The sequence below is a fragment of the Bradyrhizobium lablabi genome (assembly GCF_001440475.1).
In the GTDB taxonomy this organism is placed as follows: domain Bacteria; phylum Pseudomonadota; class Alphaproteobacteria; order Rhizobiales; family Xanthobacteraceae; genus Bradyrhizobium; species Bradyrhizobium lablabi.
The window spans coordinates 1-15140 of the sequence record NZ_LLYB01000128.1 but is presented as its reverse complement, the minus strand read 5'-3'; the positions used below and the strand labels follow the sequence as shown (position 1 = coordinate 15140).

Annotated in this window: 17 protein-coding genes and 2 pseudogenes; 10 read left to right on the top strand and 9 right to left on the bottom strand. The window is 63.2% G+C overall.

From position 1 onward, the window contains the following. Nucleotides 1-7 precede the first annotated feature (7 nt). Together CQ14_RS37945 and CQ14_RS37940 are read left to right on the top strand one after the other, a co-directional pair. Nucleotides 8-1048, top strand: coding sequence for a phenylacetaldoxime dehydratase family protein (locus tag CQ14_RS37945; protein WP_057862857.1), 1041 nt, complete (start codon nucleotides 8-10; stop codon nucleotides 1046-1048). A 554-nt stretch (nucleotides 1049-1602) separates the two neighbouring features. Then, entirely contained in the window at nucleotides 1603-2115 is a 513-nt protein-coding gene (locus CQ14_RS37940; protein ID WP_057862856.1) for a hypothetical protein, read from the top strand. A 163-nt stretch (nucleotides 2116-2278) separates the two neighbouring features. Here CQ14_RS37940 and CQ14_RS37935 read toward each other — a convergent pair whose 3' ends face one another. Next, entirely contained in the window at nucleotides 2279-2677 is a 399-nt protein-coding gene (locus CQ14_RS37935; protein ID WP_057862855.1) for a PaaI family thioesterase, read from the bottom strand. A 175-nt stretch (nucleotides 2678-2852) separates the two neighbouring features. Between CQ14_RS37935 and CQ14_RS37930 the strand changes: the two genes are divergently transcribed. Both CQ14_RS37930 and CQ14_RS37925 read left to right on the top strand, forming a co-directional pair. Next, nucleotides 2853-3434 carry a hypothetical protein gene (locus CQ14_RS37930; protein WP_057862854.1) on the top strand — a complete coding sequence of 194 codons (582 nt, stop codon included), beginning with the start codon at nucleotides 2853-2855 and terminating at the stop codon, nucleotides 3432-3434. Between the two features lie 51 nt (nucleotides 3435-3485). Next, nucleotides 3486-4292: a cobalamin-binding protein gene (locus CQ14_RS37925; RefSeq protein ID WP_057862853.1), complete on the top strand. Its 807-nt coding sequence runs from the start codon at nucleotides 3486-3488 to the stop codon at nucleotides 4290-4292. A 76-nt stretch (nucleotides 4293-4368) separates the two neighbouring features. Here CQ14_RS37925 and CQ14_RS37920 read toward each other — a convergent pair whose 3' ends face one another. After that, nucleotides 4369-5646, bottom strand: a complete 1278-nt coding sequence (locus CQ14_RS37920; RefSeq protein ID WP_057862852.1) for an ArgE/DapE family deacylase — start codon at nucleotides 5644-5646, stop codon at nucleotides 4369-4371. Between the two features lie 52 nt (nucleotides 5647-5698). Next, nucleotides 5699-6436 (bottom strand): pyridoxamine 5'-phosphate oxidase family protein, encoded by a 738-nt coding sequence (locus CQ14_RS37915; RefSeq protein ID WP_057862892.1) that lies wholly within the window; start codon nucleotides 6434-6436, stop codon nucleotides 5699-5701. 63 nt (nucleotides 6437-6499) lie between these two features. Here CQ14_RS37915 and pdxR point away from each other — a divergent pair, with 63 nt between their 5' ends. The 3 genes from pdxR (at nucleotide 6500) to CQ14_RS37905 (ending at nucleotide 8488) form a co-directional block, all read left to right on the top strand. Further along, nucleotides 6500-7999 (top strand): MocR-like pyridoxine biosynthesis transcription factor PdxR, encoded by a 1500-nt coding sequence (gene pdxR, locus CQ14_RS37910; protein WP_057862851.1) that lies wholly within the window; start codon nucleotides 6500-6502, stop codon nucleotides 7997-7999. 85 nt (nucleotides 8000-8084) lie between these two features. Further along, on the top strand, nucleotides 8085-8237 hold the full coding sequence (locus CQ14_RS45060) for a hypothetical protein (protein ID WP_199805726.1): 153 nt from the start codon (nucleotides 8085-8087) through the stop codon (nucleotides 8235-8237). Nucleotides 8238-8257: 20 nt separating this feature from the next. Further along, entirely contained in the window at nucleotides 8258-8488 is a 231-nt protein-coding gene (locus CQ14_RS37905; protein WP_057862891.1) for a DUF6719 family protein, read from the top strand. A gap of 16 nt (nucleotides 8489-8504) precedes the next feature. On the opposite strand, the gene CQ14_RS37900 is transcribed toward CQ14_RS37905, so the two are convergent. The 4 genes from CQ14_RS37900 to CQ14_RS45055 form a co-directional block, all read right to left on the bottom strand. Beyond that, on the bottom strand, nucleotides 8505-8954 hold the full coding sequence (locus tag CQ14_RS37900) for a nuclear transport factor 2 family protein (RefSeq protein ID WP_057862850.1): 450 nt from the start codon (nucleotides 8952-8954) through the stop codon (nucleotides 8505-8507). A 40-nt stretch (nucleotides 8955-8994) separates the two neighbouring features. Next, entirely contained in the window at nucleotides 8995-10221 is a 1227-nt protein-coding gene (locus CQ14_RS37895; RefSeq protein ID WP_057862849.1) for a serine hydrolase domain-containing protein, read from the bottom strand. A 100-nt stretch (nucleotides 10222-10321) separates the two neighbouring features. Next, the gene (locus tag CQ14_RS37890; RefSeq protein WP_057862848.1) at nucleotides 10322-10720 is read right to left on the bottom strand and encodes a hypothetical protein; all 399 of its coding nucleotides are present in this window, start codon (nucleotides 10718-10720) and stop codon (nucleotides 10322-10324) included. 45 nt (nucleotides 10721-10765) lie between these two features. Further along, a complete protein-coding gene (locus CQ14_RS45055; RefSeq protein ID WP_199805725.1) occupies nucleotides 10766-10927 on the bottom strand; it encodes a hypothetical protein in 162 nt (53 codons plus the stop codon). A gap of 525 nt (nucleotides 10928-11452) precedes the next feature. Here CQ14_RS45055 and CQ14_RS45410 point away from each other — a divergent pair. After that, nucleotides 11453-11605, top strand: coding sequence for a hypothetical protein (locus CQ14_RS45410; protein ID WP_156435832.1), 153 nt, complete (start codon nucleotides 11453-11455; stop codon nucleotides 11603-11605). 40 nt (nucleotides 11606-11645) lie between these two features. Here the strand turns inward: CQ14_RS45410 and CQ14_RS47345 are convergent. Together CQ14_RS47345 and CQ14_RS47340 are read right to left on the bottom strand one after the other, a co-directional pair. Beyond that, nucleotides 11646-11937: pseudogene (locus CQ14_RS47345) on the bottom strand (CreA family protein); the annotation flags it as partial. 54 nt (nucleotides 11938-11991) lie between these two features. After that, nucleotides 11992-12196: pseudogene (locus CQ14_RS47340) on the bottom strand (CreA family protein); the annotation flags it as partial. Nucleotides 12197-12530: 334 nt separating this feature from the next. On the opposite strand from CQ14_RS47340, the gene CQ14_RS37875 reads away from it, so the two are divergent. Beyond that, complete coding sequence (locus CQ14_RS37875) at nucleotides 12531-14204, top strand: L,D-transpeptidase (RefSeq protein ID WP_245320847.1); 1674 nt, start codon at nucleotides 12531-12533, stop codon at nucleotides 14202-14204. A gap of 72 nt (nucleotides 14205-14276) precedes the next feature. Continuing rightward, nucleotides 14277-14849, top strand: coding sequence for a glutathione peroxidase (locus CQ14_RS37870; RefSeq protein ID WP_057862845.1), 573 nt, complete (start codon nucleotides 14277-14279; stop codon nucleotides 14847-14849). The last annotated feature ends 291 nt before the right edge of the window (nucleotides 14850-15140 follow it).

Below are 15140 nucleotides of genomic sequence, written 5' to 3'. Positions count from 1 at the left end.
CAGGCCGATGGAATCCGCGATCCCTGCACATCTGCAAACCGCACGAACGCGCCATCGCCGTGTCGGCGACGATTATGCGCCGCCCTACCCGTCCTTCGTGGCGCGGCACAAGCCGAGCGTCACGCGCGTGGTGATGGCCTATTTCGGCCTCCAGACCCGCGGCACACCATCAATCGCCGTCGAGCAGGCACCGGCCCGGCTGGCGTCGGAGTTCGCGGCCGCGGACGGCCCGACGCATTGGGACCGCGCGCGCTATATCGACGAGGCCGGCTTCACCACCGTCGTCACGGTCGCCTATTGGGATGATCGGCCGAAATTCGATCGCTGGTTTCCGCCCGCGCGCGATCGCTGGACCGGCAGCGAGCGCACCAGCGACGGGTTCGGCACTTTCATCGAGGCGCTGTACCCTTCCGTGGAAGGCTATGAAACGTTGTTCTCTTCGCTCGACAGGCCGGAAGGCGTCGCCGTTCTCGCCGACGGCATGAGCGGCGAGGTGTTGGAGCATGCCTATTGGGGCGGAATGCGCGATCGCATCCCGTTGTCGCAGACCAGCGAGATGGCGCCGTCGGGCTCGGCCCGCACCATTCGCGACGGCGCGCGCGTCCGGATCATTCCGCATGACAATGTCTGCCTGATCCGCTCCGGCCAGGATTGGGGCGATACCGAAGCCGCCGAGCGCAAGATGTATCTCGGCGATGTCGAGCCGGTGCTGCGCGAAGGCATGGATTTTCTGCGCGACCAGGGACGTTCGATCGGCTGCTACGCCAACCGTTACATGACGGTGGTTGGCCCCGACGGCGCGGTGACCGAAAAATCCTACGGCATGAGCTGGTGGAAAAGCCTGTCGGCGCTCGAACGCTGGGCTGAATCGCACCCGACCCATGTCCGGATTTTCGGCGCCGCCATGAAATACCTGTCGACGCTCGGGCCGGCCGCAAAGTTGCGGCTCTACCACGAGGTCACCGTCGCCCGCGCCGACGAGCAACTCTTCGAATATGTGGATTGTCATCCACAAACCGGCATGCTGAACGCGGTGGAGGCGGCTTAGGACCTGGGCGCGCACTCATAAGTCAGGCGTCTTGGCCGCGCCTGATGTCGGCTCATCGCTCAACAGCAACACAAAAGCGGAGGTCGCCGAAGGGCCAACAAGGGACATTCGCGAAATGATGGAAGCCGCCAACTGAGACGACCTCAATCGCCCCAGGCAATTCCGCCGCACAGGCATCGAAACAGACGAAGCGTCCTGCCGCTACGGGAATCTAGTATCTCGATGAAAAGATGAAGCGTGGCGGCACATCTGGCACAAAATACCCGCTCGCTCCCTCGGGCCTCGTTGCCCGCGCGCTCATCTGAACTCGCGCACTCATCTAACTCAGCGCGATCCATGGCTTGTCCCCTGGGCTGCGGTGCGCCCCAGGCCGACAAGGCTTGAATCCAGCATTGACGAAAACATGGCCACACGATGGAGAGTGTGAGGCACCGGAACATTGGAACTCAAGGCGCCGAGGTCAACACCGCCGAGGAGTCCCGGCTGCGCTCGGGGCGCGCAAGGGATACAGTGCGTTGGTTAGGTCGTGCCTTGCTCCCTGTCAGGAGGAAAAGATGCGGTTGCCAGTTGCACTCTCTATCGTGTTGATTCCGGTCACATCGGTCATTGCGCGTGAGCAGGATCAGACCGTGTCCGTTGGACCATGGACGATTGCTACCTCTTTCAAGGCCGAGAAGTTTGACAGGTGCACGATGAGCCGGTCCGCTAATGATCTCGATATAACGTTTACGAGATCTAATGACGGCTTACTGCTGTTTCTCGATTCATCGAAATGGAAGCTCGAGAGAGGCAAGACGTACGATGTGACGCTCGTTGCGGGTGCGCGATTAGTCCCGGCAAAAGCGTTGGCCGAAACCAAGAGCGTAACGATCGCTCTATCGGACCGCCCGCTCAGCGAGAGAGTGCGCACAGCCAATGTTCTCGAAGTGAGAGGAGAAGGAGCGACGTTGAAGGTACCACTCGACAGAAGTACGGCGGCCCTTGAACGCCTGGAATCATGTTTTGAGAAAAACAGCCACGCCGGAGTTGAGAGTAACCCGTTCGTCGCCCCCAGTCGAAAGCCTTAGCACTGTACTCGGAGCTAACCGGCAGCCGCATCGGCCGAGCGGTGAGTTTCATCCAATCTTGCGAAAACGCTTGGGTCACCCTTGGGTCACCCGCAGTAGCGCTTTAACCGATCAGAAGATTTCCGCTCGGCCCGCACAAGCCGATATCGCTTTAGTCCACGCCCTACAACACCATCTGGGTCTGGGTCACGATCGCGACCAGCTTACCGTCCTCGGTCTCCAGCCGGGTCTGCCAGACCTGGGTGCGGCGCCCGCGGTGCACCGGCGTCGCAGTGGCGATCACCGTCGCCCCTTCCTTTGCGCCACCGATGAAATTGGTCTTGCTCTCGATCGTGGTGGTGCCCTTGGCGTCAGCCGGGAGATTGATCACGGTCGCCGCGGCGCCGACCGAATCCGCGAATGCCATGACGGCGCCGCCGTGAATTGTGTTCCGCAGCGTGCAGAGATCCGGCCGTACCAGCATCTTCGCCACTACCCGATCCATTCCGGCTTCCGTGAAGGTCACCCCCTTCAATTCCGCAAAGGGCATCTTCATCGACTGGATTTTCTCGAGCGGCGTCATTCGTCCTCCGGCTTTTTCTTGAAGCGATTTCCCGGACAGAATGGCCGCTGCCGGTAAATCAGGCAATGACCTCCGAGGTAATGGCTGCCGTGACATGGCGCCCACAATTCCTCATACTGACCGCCGCGTGCTGTGACGACCGTGGGTAAAGCTTCATTTCCTTGAGGGATCGGCTATGTCGCTCCTGGAACAATTTCTCCCCAATCATCAGTTCTCGGAACGGCACCAGGCCATCGTGCGATGCAGGCCTGGCGAATTACTGGACATCATCCAGACTTTTCAGCCGCCCAGGGATCGCACGGGTGATGTGGCGATGTTTCTTCGTCAATTGCCCGCAAAAATAATGCATTGGACGGCACCCTCGCGCGTACCGCGCCCCGCCCCATTCACGCGGGCAAACTTCACGCCGCTGGCCCGCGACGGAGACAGGGAGATGGTCGGCGGGCTAGTCGGAAAATTCTGGCGCCCGGACTTTGGACTGCTGGCCGTCAATGGCCCTTCGGAATTCCTCGCCAGCAACCCGCCCAAGACTGCAAAGCTGGTGATCGGATTTCGGGCCGAGCCAGCCGGAGAGCGCACCCTCCTCACGACAGAGACGCGTGTGTACTGTCCGGATCGTTATTCGCTGCTGATGTTCACGCCCTATTGGCTGGCTATTCGCCCGGTCAGCGGGCTTCTTCGACGGCGAATGCTCAACACCATCAGCAAAATCGCAGAGTATCGCGACGGCCGGCCCGACGCGGTTCGAACCACTTGATCAGGCATACGCGCCGTGCCACCACGGCCATCATTCTGCAGATCACTTGCCATGCGCCAGTTCCCGCCCCGCCGTATCGTCTGCCTGACCGAAGAGACCGTCGAGACGCTGTATCTGCTCGGCGAACAGGACCGCATCGTCGGCGTCTCCGGTTACGCGGTGCGGCCGCCGCAGGTCCGCCGCGAGAAGCCGCGGGTTTCCGCCTTCATCTCTGCCGACATTCCGAAGATTTTGGCGCGTGAGCCGGATCTCGTGCTGGCCTTCTCCGATCTGCAAGCGGACATCGTCGCCGATCTGGTGCGCGCGGGGATCGCCATCCACGTCTTCAACCAGCGCGACATCGCCGGCATCCTCGCGATGATACGCACGCTCGGCGCCATCGTCGGTGCGGCGGAGCGTGCTGATAACCTCGCCAAGGGCTTTGAGGAGCGCCTCGCACGCATCGCAGCGGCACCCCGTCCTTCGCCCAAGCCAAAAGTCTATTTCGAGGAATGGGACGATCCGTTGATCTCCGGCATCGGCTGGGTGTCCGAACTGATCGAGATCGCCGGCGGCGAGGACGCGCTGCCGAAATTGCGGTTTCAGCAGGCCGCCAAGGACCGGATCATTTCACCGGATGTGGTGCGCGACACCGCACCCGACGTAATCCTCGCCTCCTGGTGCGGCAAGAAGGTCGTGCCCGATCGCATCCGGCAACGTCCGGGCTGGAGCGATATTCCGGCGGTGCGCAACAACCGCATTGTCGAGATCAAGTCGACGATCATCCTGCAGCCGGGACCGGCGGCGCTGACGGACGGGCTGGATGCAATCGTGCAGGCGCTGTGGCCTGCAAGCCCCTCATCCTTAGGAGCCGCGTAGCGGCGTCTCGAAGGATGAGGCCACCAGCCGGGCCTCAAGGTTCGAGACGCGCTACGCGCTCCTCACCATGAGCGGATCACACCTTCTCCACCCCGCACCATTCCGCAATGAACAGCGCGGTGGCTTTCGTCGACTTCCGCAGCGAGTCCAGTTCGACGTACTCGTTGAAGCCGTGCATCGCAGCGCCCTTGGCGCCGAAGCACAAGCTCGGGATGTTGTGGTTCAAGCCGTAGAACCGTGTATCGGTCAGCGCGGTAAACGCGCGATCCGGCACCACGCCGCCATAGACGGCGCCAAACGCTTTAGCGAATGCGGCTTCCGGCTCGGCCGAGTTCACCAGTTCATATCCTTCCGACAGGAAGCCAGACCATTCGACCTGCGGCGGGTTGTTGGAGAGGAAACGGTGATCGCGCGCGGCCGCTGACACGCAGGCCAGAATCTCCTTCTGGCATTCGGCGATCGACCAGCCCGGCAGCACCGCAATCCGGCAATCGACGTCGCACCAGGCCGGCACGCTCGAGGCCCAGTCGCCGCCCTTGATGATGCCGGGGTTGAAGTTGAGGGGATGGTTGACCGCCTTGAAGTGACGGTCGGCCTTGGCGCGCTCGTTCCAGTCGGCCTCGAGCTTTTGCAGGGCGTGAATCAGGTGATAGGCCGCCATGATCGCGTTGGCGCCCGCGCCGGCCTCGAACACGTGCACCGGGAAGCCGCGCACCTTGAGGCGAAACCAGATCACGCCGACCTGCGAGCGCACCATGGTCTCGCCGGTCGGCTCCGGGATGAAGCAGGCGTCCGCGCGATAGCCGCGCTGCAAGGTGGAGAGCGCACCGACACCGGTGCTCTCCTCCTCGATCACGGACTGGAAATGGATGCGCGCCGTCGGCTTCAGGCCCGCGGCCTTGATCGCGTCCAGCGCATAGAGCGCGCCGATGGTGCCGGATTTCATGTCGCAGGCGCCGCGGCCGTACATCCTGCCGTCCTTGATGGTCGGAGAGAATGGCGGCGTCTCCCACATGTCGAGCGGGCCGGCCGGCACGACGTCGCAATGGCCCTGCAGTATCAGCGATTTGCCGGCATTATTGGACGGCCGGTAAGTGCCGACCACCGTGCGCGCCCTGGAAAAATCATGCTCGATCGGGCCGAAGCCGCGCAGATCCTTCAAATCCTCGACGTCGATATGCCAGTCGTCGACCTCGTAACCGCGTTGGCGCAGGAGATCGCCGATCATGTCCTGGCACGGCCCTTCGGCGCCGCGGGTCGAAGGGATCGCAACGAAATCCCGCGTCGTCGCCAGTTGCGCTTCAAAGCCGGCGTCGACGGCATCGAGGATTTTTTGTTGCGTATCGGTCGTCATGCGGCGGCTCCAGTCGCGAATTCAGGTCGGGAGCGCGCACCCTACCCCGATCTCAGCCGCCGGCGTAATGCGCAAAATGCGCATCCCGCAATGCATCTTCGAGCAGGCGGCCTTCCGAATAGGCACCGAGCGACACCGGGCGCTCGACGCCGTCGAGAAGCCGCGGACAGGGTTCCGGCCGCCCCAGCACCGTGCGCACCGGAATCCGTTCGGCATAGATGGGAAGCTCGTAGTCCTCATCGTCGTCAGCGACGCCCTTCGACCTGATCTTGGCGGACGCCTGCTCGATCTCCATCGCGATCACAGACGTCGCCTTGATCTCCTGCACGGTGCTTTGCCTCAAGCTCGCGGTGCGGTCCGGAAAGAAGCGGTCGACCATGGCGACCAGCGCGTGCTCCTTCTCGACCGGATCGGTGACGAGATAGGCGGTGCCGAAGGCCATCACGGCGCGGTAATCCGCCGAATGGTTGAAGCCGCAGCGGGCCAGTACCAGGCTGTCGAGATGCGCCACCGTGAGGCAGACCCGCTCGCCTTCGGACTGGTTGCGCAGCATGCGGCTTGCGCTGCTGCCGTGCCAATACAGTTTGCTGCCCTCCCGCCAGAAGAACGTCGGCGTGCAATAGGGCTGGCCGTCGATCACATAGGAGACGTGGCACAGCATCGAGGCGTCGAGCAGGCGGTGGACCGTGGCGTGATCATAGAAGCCGCGATCGTGGCGCCGCTTCACCTGGTTTCGCGGCGATAACGGATACGCTTCAGTAGTTACGGCGTCGGTCACGGCAGTCCTCATCCAATTGAGTGCGATCGTTAGAGAGTTGTAGCGGCCCATTTGGTCTGCGATAGTGCCAATTCCATGCGAAAAATTCCGACCAATTCTGCGCCGTCCCCCCGCAAGGCCGAGCTCGCGCTCGACCTCTCGGGTGCGCACGTGACACCGGGCGCCTCGTCCCAGCACCGGCTCTATCAGGCGCTGTGCCACGCCATCACCGGCGGGATCGCAAAGCCCGGCGAGCCGCTGCCGCCGTCGCGCACGCTGGCAAAACAGACCGGTTTTCGTCGCAACGCCGTCACCTCGGCCTATGAGCGGCTGATTGCGGACGGTTTTGCCGTGGCCACCGTCGGCTCCGGCACCTTCGTCGCCGCGCGCATCCCCGCCCCAGCCAACGACGCACGCAAGACCAAGATCGCAATCGAGCCGCAGCAGCAGGGTCCGCTGGCGCTCGGCTGCACCCATATCGACGAGCGGGCGCTGCAACGCTTCCGGGCATTTGCCGGCCGGCGCATGCGCGCCTTCGGCGCCGAGCACCTTCACTATGGCGACCCCCGCGGCAGCCGTGAACTCCGCGCCGCGATTGCCGATCACCTGCTGTCGGCGCGCGGGCTGCGCTGCGATCCGGACCAGATCATGCTGACGTCGGGAACGCAGCACGCGTTGAGGATCGTGCTCGGCGCGATCCTCAAGCCCGGCGATCAGATCTGGTGCGAGGATCCCGGCTATCCCGCCGCAAGACGAGCGATCGGGCACTGCGGCCTGCGTCCCGTCGCCGTGCCGGTCGATGCATCAGGCATGATCGTGGCCCGGGGCCGGGCGCTTGCTGCTTCAGCCGGCGCGGCCTACGTGACCCCGTCGCACCAGTTTCCGCTGGGCGTGCAGATGTCGATGACACGGCGGCTGGAACTGCTCGACTGGGCCAGGGACGCCGGCGCCTTTGTGATCGAGGACGATTACGACAGCGAGTTTCGCTACGACGGCGCGCCCTTGCTGTCGCTCGCCGGCATCGACCACCTCTCGCGCGTCATCTACATGGGCACGTTTGCCAAGACCTTGTTTCCGGGATTGCGCATCGGCTATTGCGCCCTGCCCGAGCGCCTCGTCGGACCGGTGACGACAGCCCGCGCCGCGCTCGATCGTTTTCCCGGCACGCTGCTGGAAGGCGCGGTGGCAGATATGCTCAATTCCGGCGCGTTCGCCGCCAACCTGCGCAAGGTACGCGGGATCTACCGCGAAGCGCGCGACGTGCTGGCCTCGACCCTGTCGGCGGCATCGCAGGGAATGCTCTCGGTGCCGGTGCCCTCGCAGGGCCTGCATCTGGTCGCGCGGTTCGATCCCTCGACCGATCCGCTGGTTGCCGCCAAGGCAAAGGCGGACGCCGGTGTCGCGGGCTGGCTGTTGGCGGAAACCTATTTTCGCGCGCGGCCGCTGCCGGGCTTTGTGCTGGGATTTGCCGGCCACAAGCTGCCGCAACTGGCCGCGTCGGCCGAACGGCTGGCGAAATCATCGCTGGCCGCACTGCAGGGAGATCGCAAGTCCCGTGGAACCGGCCGAGTCAAGCTGCGGAAGGCCGCGAGCTGACCGCTCCACCTGGCGCGCACTATCAGAATCGCCGCCGCGTCACTAAGCTCGGTGGCTGAATCAACTTTCACGGCGGAAATGGCGGATGCCCAGCAATCGCAACGTTCTGTATCTCGTTATCGGCGTGTTGATCGTCGCCGTCGGCGTGCTCGGCTACAATCTCTATCAAGCCAAGCAAGAACCCGAGGGCCTGCAGATCAATGTCGGCCCCGACGGGCTGAAGATCAAGACCAAGTGAGGAAGACCGATTTGACGCCGATGAAAGCCGCCGCCGCCCTCGTTCTGTTGTTGCTCGCCACACCTGCGCTCGCCCAAGCAGTCTCGCGCGAGCAGGACATCGTCGACCTCAGGCTCGGCCAGCGCGTCCTGGTCGATGACGGATCGTGCCCGGCCGGACAGATCAAGGAAGTCCAGGGCTCGCAGATGACGGCGTCAGGCGTCGTGCGCACGCGCAAGTGCATTCCGCGGCTGGGGACCAAGAAGCGATAGCGGCGCCCGCCAATCGCTAGAACATGCCGTTGGTGTTGGCGGCCTTCTCCGGAATCTCCTGCACGACATCCCAGTGCTCGACGATCTTGCCGTTCTCGAGTCGAAATATGTCGACGATGGCGCGGCCCCGCGTCCCCTTCTCTCGCACGCTGTGGACGTGGAGCATCACGTAATCGCCGTCTGCGAAGACCCGCTTGATCTCGCTGCGGGAGTCCGGAAATTTCTCTCTCAGGAAACCGAGGAAGTTCTTGAAACCCTCGATGCCGTCGGGCGCCGTCGGATTGTGCTGGATGTAATGCGGGCCAAAAAATTTGGCGGCGGCATCAAAGTCCTTCCGGTTGAGCGCTGCATCGTAGAATTCGAGCACCGCCTTCTTGTTGGCTTCCTCACTGGCCGCGTCGGCGGCCGAAGCCGGAGACACGACGAACGGCAATATGCCGATGAGGCCGATGATGATGGATCGCATGGTCTTCCCCTGTGCTATCTGTTTCGATGTTGAGCCCGACCTACCAGCTGCCGTATTTGGCGACGACCCCGCGCCACAGCGCATCGCGCTCGCGCGCGAACGGCTCTTTGCCGACGCTGGCGTTCCTTGCCGCCGCGGTGATCACCATCACCAGCTTGAGTTCGGGATCGACGAAGATCGACTGCCCGTAGACGCCGAGCAGCGCGAACCGCCGCTTCTCGCCCGGAAACAGCCAGAACTGATAGCCATAGCCGAAATACGGCGTCGCCTTGCGCGGCGCGAACGCCTCGGGCTGGCGATGCCAGTCGGTGGCGTCGAGCAGATAATCCTTCGGCACGATCTGCCTGTCGCCCAGGGCGCCGTCGTTCGCCAGCAACAAGCCCAGACGGCCATAGTCGCGCAGCACCGCATTGAAGCTCCCCGAGCCTGTTTCGGTGCCGTCCTTGATCCTGACCCAGGTCGCATCGGCCTCCGCGCCCATCGGCTGCCACAGGCGCGTCGTCAGGTATTCGCTCACCGAGGTGCCGGTCACCGCGCGCAGCAGCAGCGTCAGCGCCACGGTCTGGTTGGATGCATAGTGAAACCGGCTCCCCTGCTCGACCTCGCGCGTCGTGAAGGCGCGCAGCGCCGCGACCGAGTCCTGCGTGAGGCGGATCCTGTTGAATTTCGCCATGTCGTCCTTGCCGTCATACACCTCCTGAAACGGTACGCCAGACGCCATCCGCAGCATGTTGCGGATCGTCGTCTCGCCGTAGGGATTGCCGGCAAGTGCAGGCACGTATTTGGCGATGGTGTCGTCGAGCGAGGCAATCTTCTTTTCGGCCAGCGCCATCCCCACTGCGATGCTGACAATGGACTTCGCCATCGAATGCGAAACAAGGCGATGGTCCGCATGGCGATCATACTGATAGCGCTCAGTTAGCAGTTCGCCGTCCTTGATCAGCAGAAAGCCGGTGACGCGCTGATGGTTGAGAAAATCGTCAAGTGTGCGGGTCTGCTGTTCGAACCGATACTCGATCTTCGGCTCGGTGGAGGTTTTTCGTAAGGCCAGCGGAGAAGCCGCCTTCTTCAGCGTGTAGTGCGGCAGGATGCTGTCGAGGTGACTGAACGATCCGATCCGGACGCGCTCGTCATAAAACCAGTTGGCGCGCGAGCCGATCGGGTAGCCTGCCGCCTTCCCCAACAGGTCCTCATCGGGCGCAGCGGCGGCCGGCAAGCCCAGCCCGACAAGCACCGCACATGAGAGCAGGATTCGTCCCGGCTGCATTGACAGGCCCCGCACAGATCGTCGACTGGCCATTGCTTACAATGGCCGTTATCGGCGTGTCGAGACTGAGGGAATTGCAGGAGACTAGGTAACGCCGGCGTTACTGGTTCGTGGCCGGCTCGAACATGCATTGCAGCGTCGGCTTGGCGATCTTGGTGAAGGTCGGTCCGATCTGGGATTGCTTCGACGCCGGGACCCAGGCGGTCTCGATCGTCGGCACGCCGGTCTCGCTGATGCCGCGCAGCAATGCTTCGCGCAGGTCGGCATCTTCCACGGTCGCGGCGGCGTAGTCGTGCAGGCAGCCGCAGACGCTTTCGGGGTGCGCCCAGCGCCCGACCATATGCGGCGCGCACATCCGCACGAATTCGCCGCGCGGGTCGGGCACTTTGAAGAGCGAACGGAATGAAGTCTGTGGCGGCTGAAACTGGACCTGGGCCTGCGCCGCGCCGCCGAGAAGGAGGCACGTCAGAATTACGGCAAAACAGATGCGTACCAACATGCAGGGGCCTTTATCGGCGATCTCTTTGCAACGGATACGCTACGCTTACTTGGCGGCCAGAACCATCGGCTGGGCGGCCGTGGTCGCAACCGGCGACCCACTATAGACGAAGGTGCCGACGCCCGGCAGACCCTGATCCGCAGAACCAGCCATCGAGGGACCCGCCAGGATGAAGGCAAAGGCGAGGATGAAGCTGGTGGTTCGCATCTGAATGTCTCCGGTTGTCGGTGGCCGCTAGCCGCCGCCGTCTCGTTGGGAACCTGATAGCCGCCGGCCGTTTCCGGACATCTGCGCCCAAAACGAAAAATGGTTTCGTCACACAGGAGAATTGTTTCGTCGCCGCCGCCGGACGAAACAATGGCGGAAAAAATCCAATGAATTCAGCCGGCACGCCCTTGCTTCAGATGTTCCGGCTGAACGCCGTAAGCCGGCCATTGGGACCCTTCTGGCCCTCGTCCAGTCGACGAGGAACGTCTCGTTCGCAGGCTTATCGGATGAGCCGAAGCTTCTATCCGGCCGACTCAGTCAAACGCCGTGCAACTTTGCGCGGGCTCGTGCGTTTCGACCCCTCCTCAACAAAGGATAGCAGTCGTGGGCCATCGCAACATCGATGTTGGCAATGACACCCCGACCCGCAAACCCGGCCAGCCGGTTGTTGGAAACTTATCCGGGGGTTCCGAATTGCGGATCGATCCTTCCCTGAAGCGCCAGGAAAAAGCCTCGGAGCATCCCGTGGGCGTTTGTGGCGCGATGTCGCAGCAGGGCGACGAATTCCGCGGCAATGTCTCGGCGCCGCAGAAATTCGTGCATCTGGTCGGCTGCCGCGACCGCAAGGTCGTACCCGGCCCGGAGGCCCACCAATATTCCAATCCGCTCAAACGGTAAGCCCGAAGCCCTCATCCCGGAACCGGGATGGCATTGGGGCTTACTGGATGAATTCACCGCATTTCTGAACCGCGGTCTCGGTCGCCCCCCAGGGCATGATCGGCACTGAGGAGGTCGAGTTTTTGGGTGAGCCTTCGATCAGCTTGTCCGAATAGACCATGTAGACCAGCACGTTGCGCTTGGCATCGCAGCCGCGAACAATCTGCATCTTCTTGAAGAACAGCGAGCGGCGCTGGCGAAACATGTCATCGCCCTGCTCCAGCTTGTGCTTGAACTTGACCGGGCCGATCTGGCGGCAGGCCAGCGAAATGTCCGAGACCTCCTCGGCAACCNCCGAGCCAGCCCTTGAAGCCGCCCTTCTCCGGCACCGTGAAGTGACAGGCCANCCCCGTCGACCTCGGGATCGTCGACGGCGTAGGTCGCGAGCTTGTCGTTCGGGCTTAGCCATTTGAAGACGGTCGAGCGGCGGAAAATCAGGTCGGGCTCGTCCGCAGCCGACGCCGGGGATGCCTGCCACACTGTCAGCGCCAACACCACCAAGGCCAGAATTTCCCACTTCTTGTCACACTTAACGACGGCCTTGGATGTCATTGATATCTCCGCTGAAGGGCACGTCGCCTATGTAGTGCTGCAATGCCGAACAGGAAGGCCATCGTGCTGACTCGATAGTGCGATACCTCCGGCCAGCCCGGCCGCGGCCGTTTAACGGAATGTGAGGCTTTTTTGCTACGATCAGGGCGAAAAGCGCTGAAATTATAAGGCCTACGCTGGTGAACGCTTTTCGCCTCTGCGACAACAAACGGATTGGCAAGACGGTAGATTCGAGTACCTGGATTTGAGGGTTATGCGCGTGAGCGAGCATCGGTTTTTCAGTACGAGTATTGCGGACGCGACGATTTCCAAGCCGCGATTTTGGCAGATTGCGATGCTGACCGTGGCCGGCTCCATTGCCGCCGTTTCCCAGGCGGATGCCGCCGCCATGTTCTACTGGCAGGATTCCGATCCGAGCTATTACCGGCCGATGCCGCCGGCGCAGCCGCGCAAGCCGAAGACACGCCGGCCGTCGGCCAAGACCGACGCTGCCGTCAAGGAGACCAACGCCAAGCCGCACGGGCCGCTGATCATCGCGATCTCGATCGAGCAGCAAAAGGTCCGCGTCTACGACGCCAACGGGTTGTTCGCCGAAAGCCCGGTATCGACGGGCATGAAGGGTCATTCGACCCCGATGGGCGTGTTCAGCGTCATCCAGAAACACAAGATGCACCGCTCCAACATCTACAGCGGCGCGCCGATGCCTTACATGCAGCGCATCACCTGGTCGGGCGTCGCGCTGCATGCCGGCGTGCTGCCGGGCTATCCGGCATCGCACGGCTGCATCCGCATGCCGATGGCCTTCGCCGTGAAGATGTGGAACTGGACGAGGATGGGCGCGCGCGTCGTCATCACGCCCGGCCAGATCACGCCGGCCAGTATCTCGCACCCCTTGCTGGTAGCGCAGAAGGTCGTGCCGCAGCCCCTGATCGCCGACGACCCGAAGCTCGATGCGCCCGCGATCAAGAGCGACAAGGGCGCAGACGCCGGCCGCGCGACCAGGTCTGCGAATGCCAGCCTGGCGAACTCGGAGCCGGGCCTCGATCTTCGATCCACCCTTGGCCACACGGCCCCGTTGCGCGACCAGACCCACACCGCTGATGCCAGCAGCGCGCTCGCGGCGAAGAGCACGGTCATGTCCGATGCCGCGCCGTCTGCAGCCAAGGCGCAGCCGGCTAGCGATACGGCGAACACGGAAGCAAAGGCTGACACTGCAGCGAAGACCGAAGTTTCCGCCAGCGAAAGCATCAAGGCCGAGGACAAGCCCGGCGAGACGAAGTCCGACGAAGTAACTAGCGAGACTCCCACAGCGGCGATCACCAATGCGGAGCCTGCCAAGGCTGCAGCGCCGAAGGCCGAGGAAACCAAAACTTCAGAAACCAAGGCCGTTGAATCCAACGCGACGGAATCGAAGGCCGCCGAAAAGCCGGCAGAGCCCGTCAAGGCGGTCACCGATGCACCGGCCATTGCACCTGACGCGAAGAAAGATCCGGCACGTCTGCCCGGCGCGGAAAAGGCTGCCAAGGCCGAAGCGCCCCGGCGCCCGGGCCAGATCGCCGTGTTCGTCAGCCGCAAGGACGGCAAGCTCTACGTCCGCGAGAACTTCAAGCCGCAGTTCGACGTTCCGATAACGATCGCACCCGGCGACCGGCCGCTGGGTACGCATGTCTTCACCGCCGAGGCCGACAAGAACGACCCCAACCAGCTGCGCTGGTCGGTGGTGTCGCTGCCCGCGCTCCGCAACGCAGCTCCAGTCAGCGAGGACGACCGTACTGTGCGGCGCAGGCTGGCCGGCGGTTCATCGGCCGAGACAAAGCCGCAGCCGGCGCAGGACAGCCCGGCCGAGGCGCTGGACCGGATCACAGTCCCGCAGGACGCGCTTGTGCGGATCGCGGAGGCGATCACCACCGGCGGCTCGATCATCGTGTCCGATCACAGCATCAACCAGGGCGGCGAAACCGGCGAAGGCACCGATTTCATCGTTCCTCTGCGCGCGGTCCGGCCATAACGGCTTGTTGAGCGGCGACTGTCCGGACGTTGCGCTATGCTTTGCGCTGTTGAACCACAGCCGAGGCGTTTCATGATCGACCGCAGGAGCGTGATGACAGCGGCGCTGGCCGCGATCACAGCCGCCGCCTCGAACAGGCAATCCCTGGCGCAGACCGGCATGAGTCGGACCACGGCTTACGCGTTTTCATTTCCTGGATTGGACGGCGGCGATATCAAGCTGGCCGAATTTGCCGGCCGGCCGATCCTGGTCGTCAACACCGCTTCGCTCTGTGGCTACACGCCGCAATACGGCGGGCTGCAGGAATTGTGGACCGAGTTTGGCGAGCGCGGCCTCATGATCGTCGGCGTTCCCTCCAACGATTTCGGCGGCCAGGAACCGGGCGGCGCGGCCGAAATCACCGCGACTGCACAGAACCACCACGTCACCTTTCCGATCGCCGCGAAGGCGGTCGTGAAGGGACCGAACGCGCACCCCTTCTACAGATGGGCGGCGGACGCGCGGCCGAAGGATGTTCCCCGTTGGAACTTCCATAAATACCTGATCGGTCGCAACGGCTATATCGCCGACGTCTTTCCGGAGTCCGTCGAACCCGTGGATACGCGGGTGAAAACTGCCATTGCCAGGGCGCTGGCCGGATCCTGAATAACCGGCACGGCGACAAATCGGCTGGGCGTAACCGCAGCGGTTGCGTTGGCGCGTCTGCTCCAACTAGGCTACTATGTGCTTCGGGGAATGGAGGCAGACCGGACGACGGCAGCGCCGCGACCGGATGCGGGATTCAAATTTAAGGAAAACACGATGCGTATAGCGGCAGGGATGATCTTTGCAGGCGCAGTTTCTCTGTTGGCATCAAGCGCGGCGTGGTCGCAGGCGCTGCCCACCAAGGGCGCGGCGGCCGCTCCTCAGGCCGCTCCCGCGGCGGCGCCAGCCCCC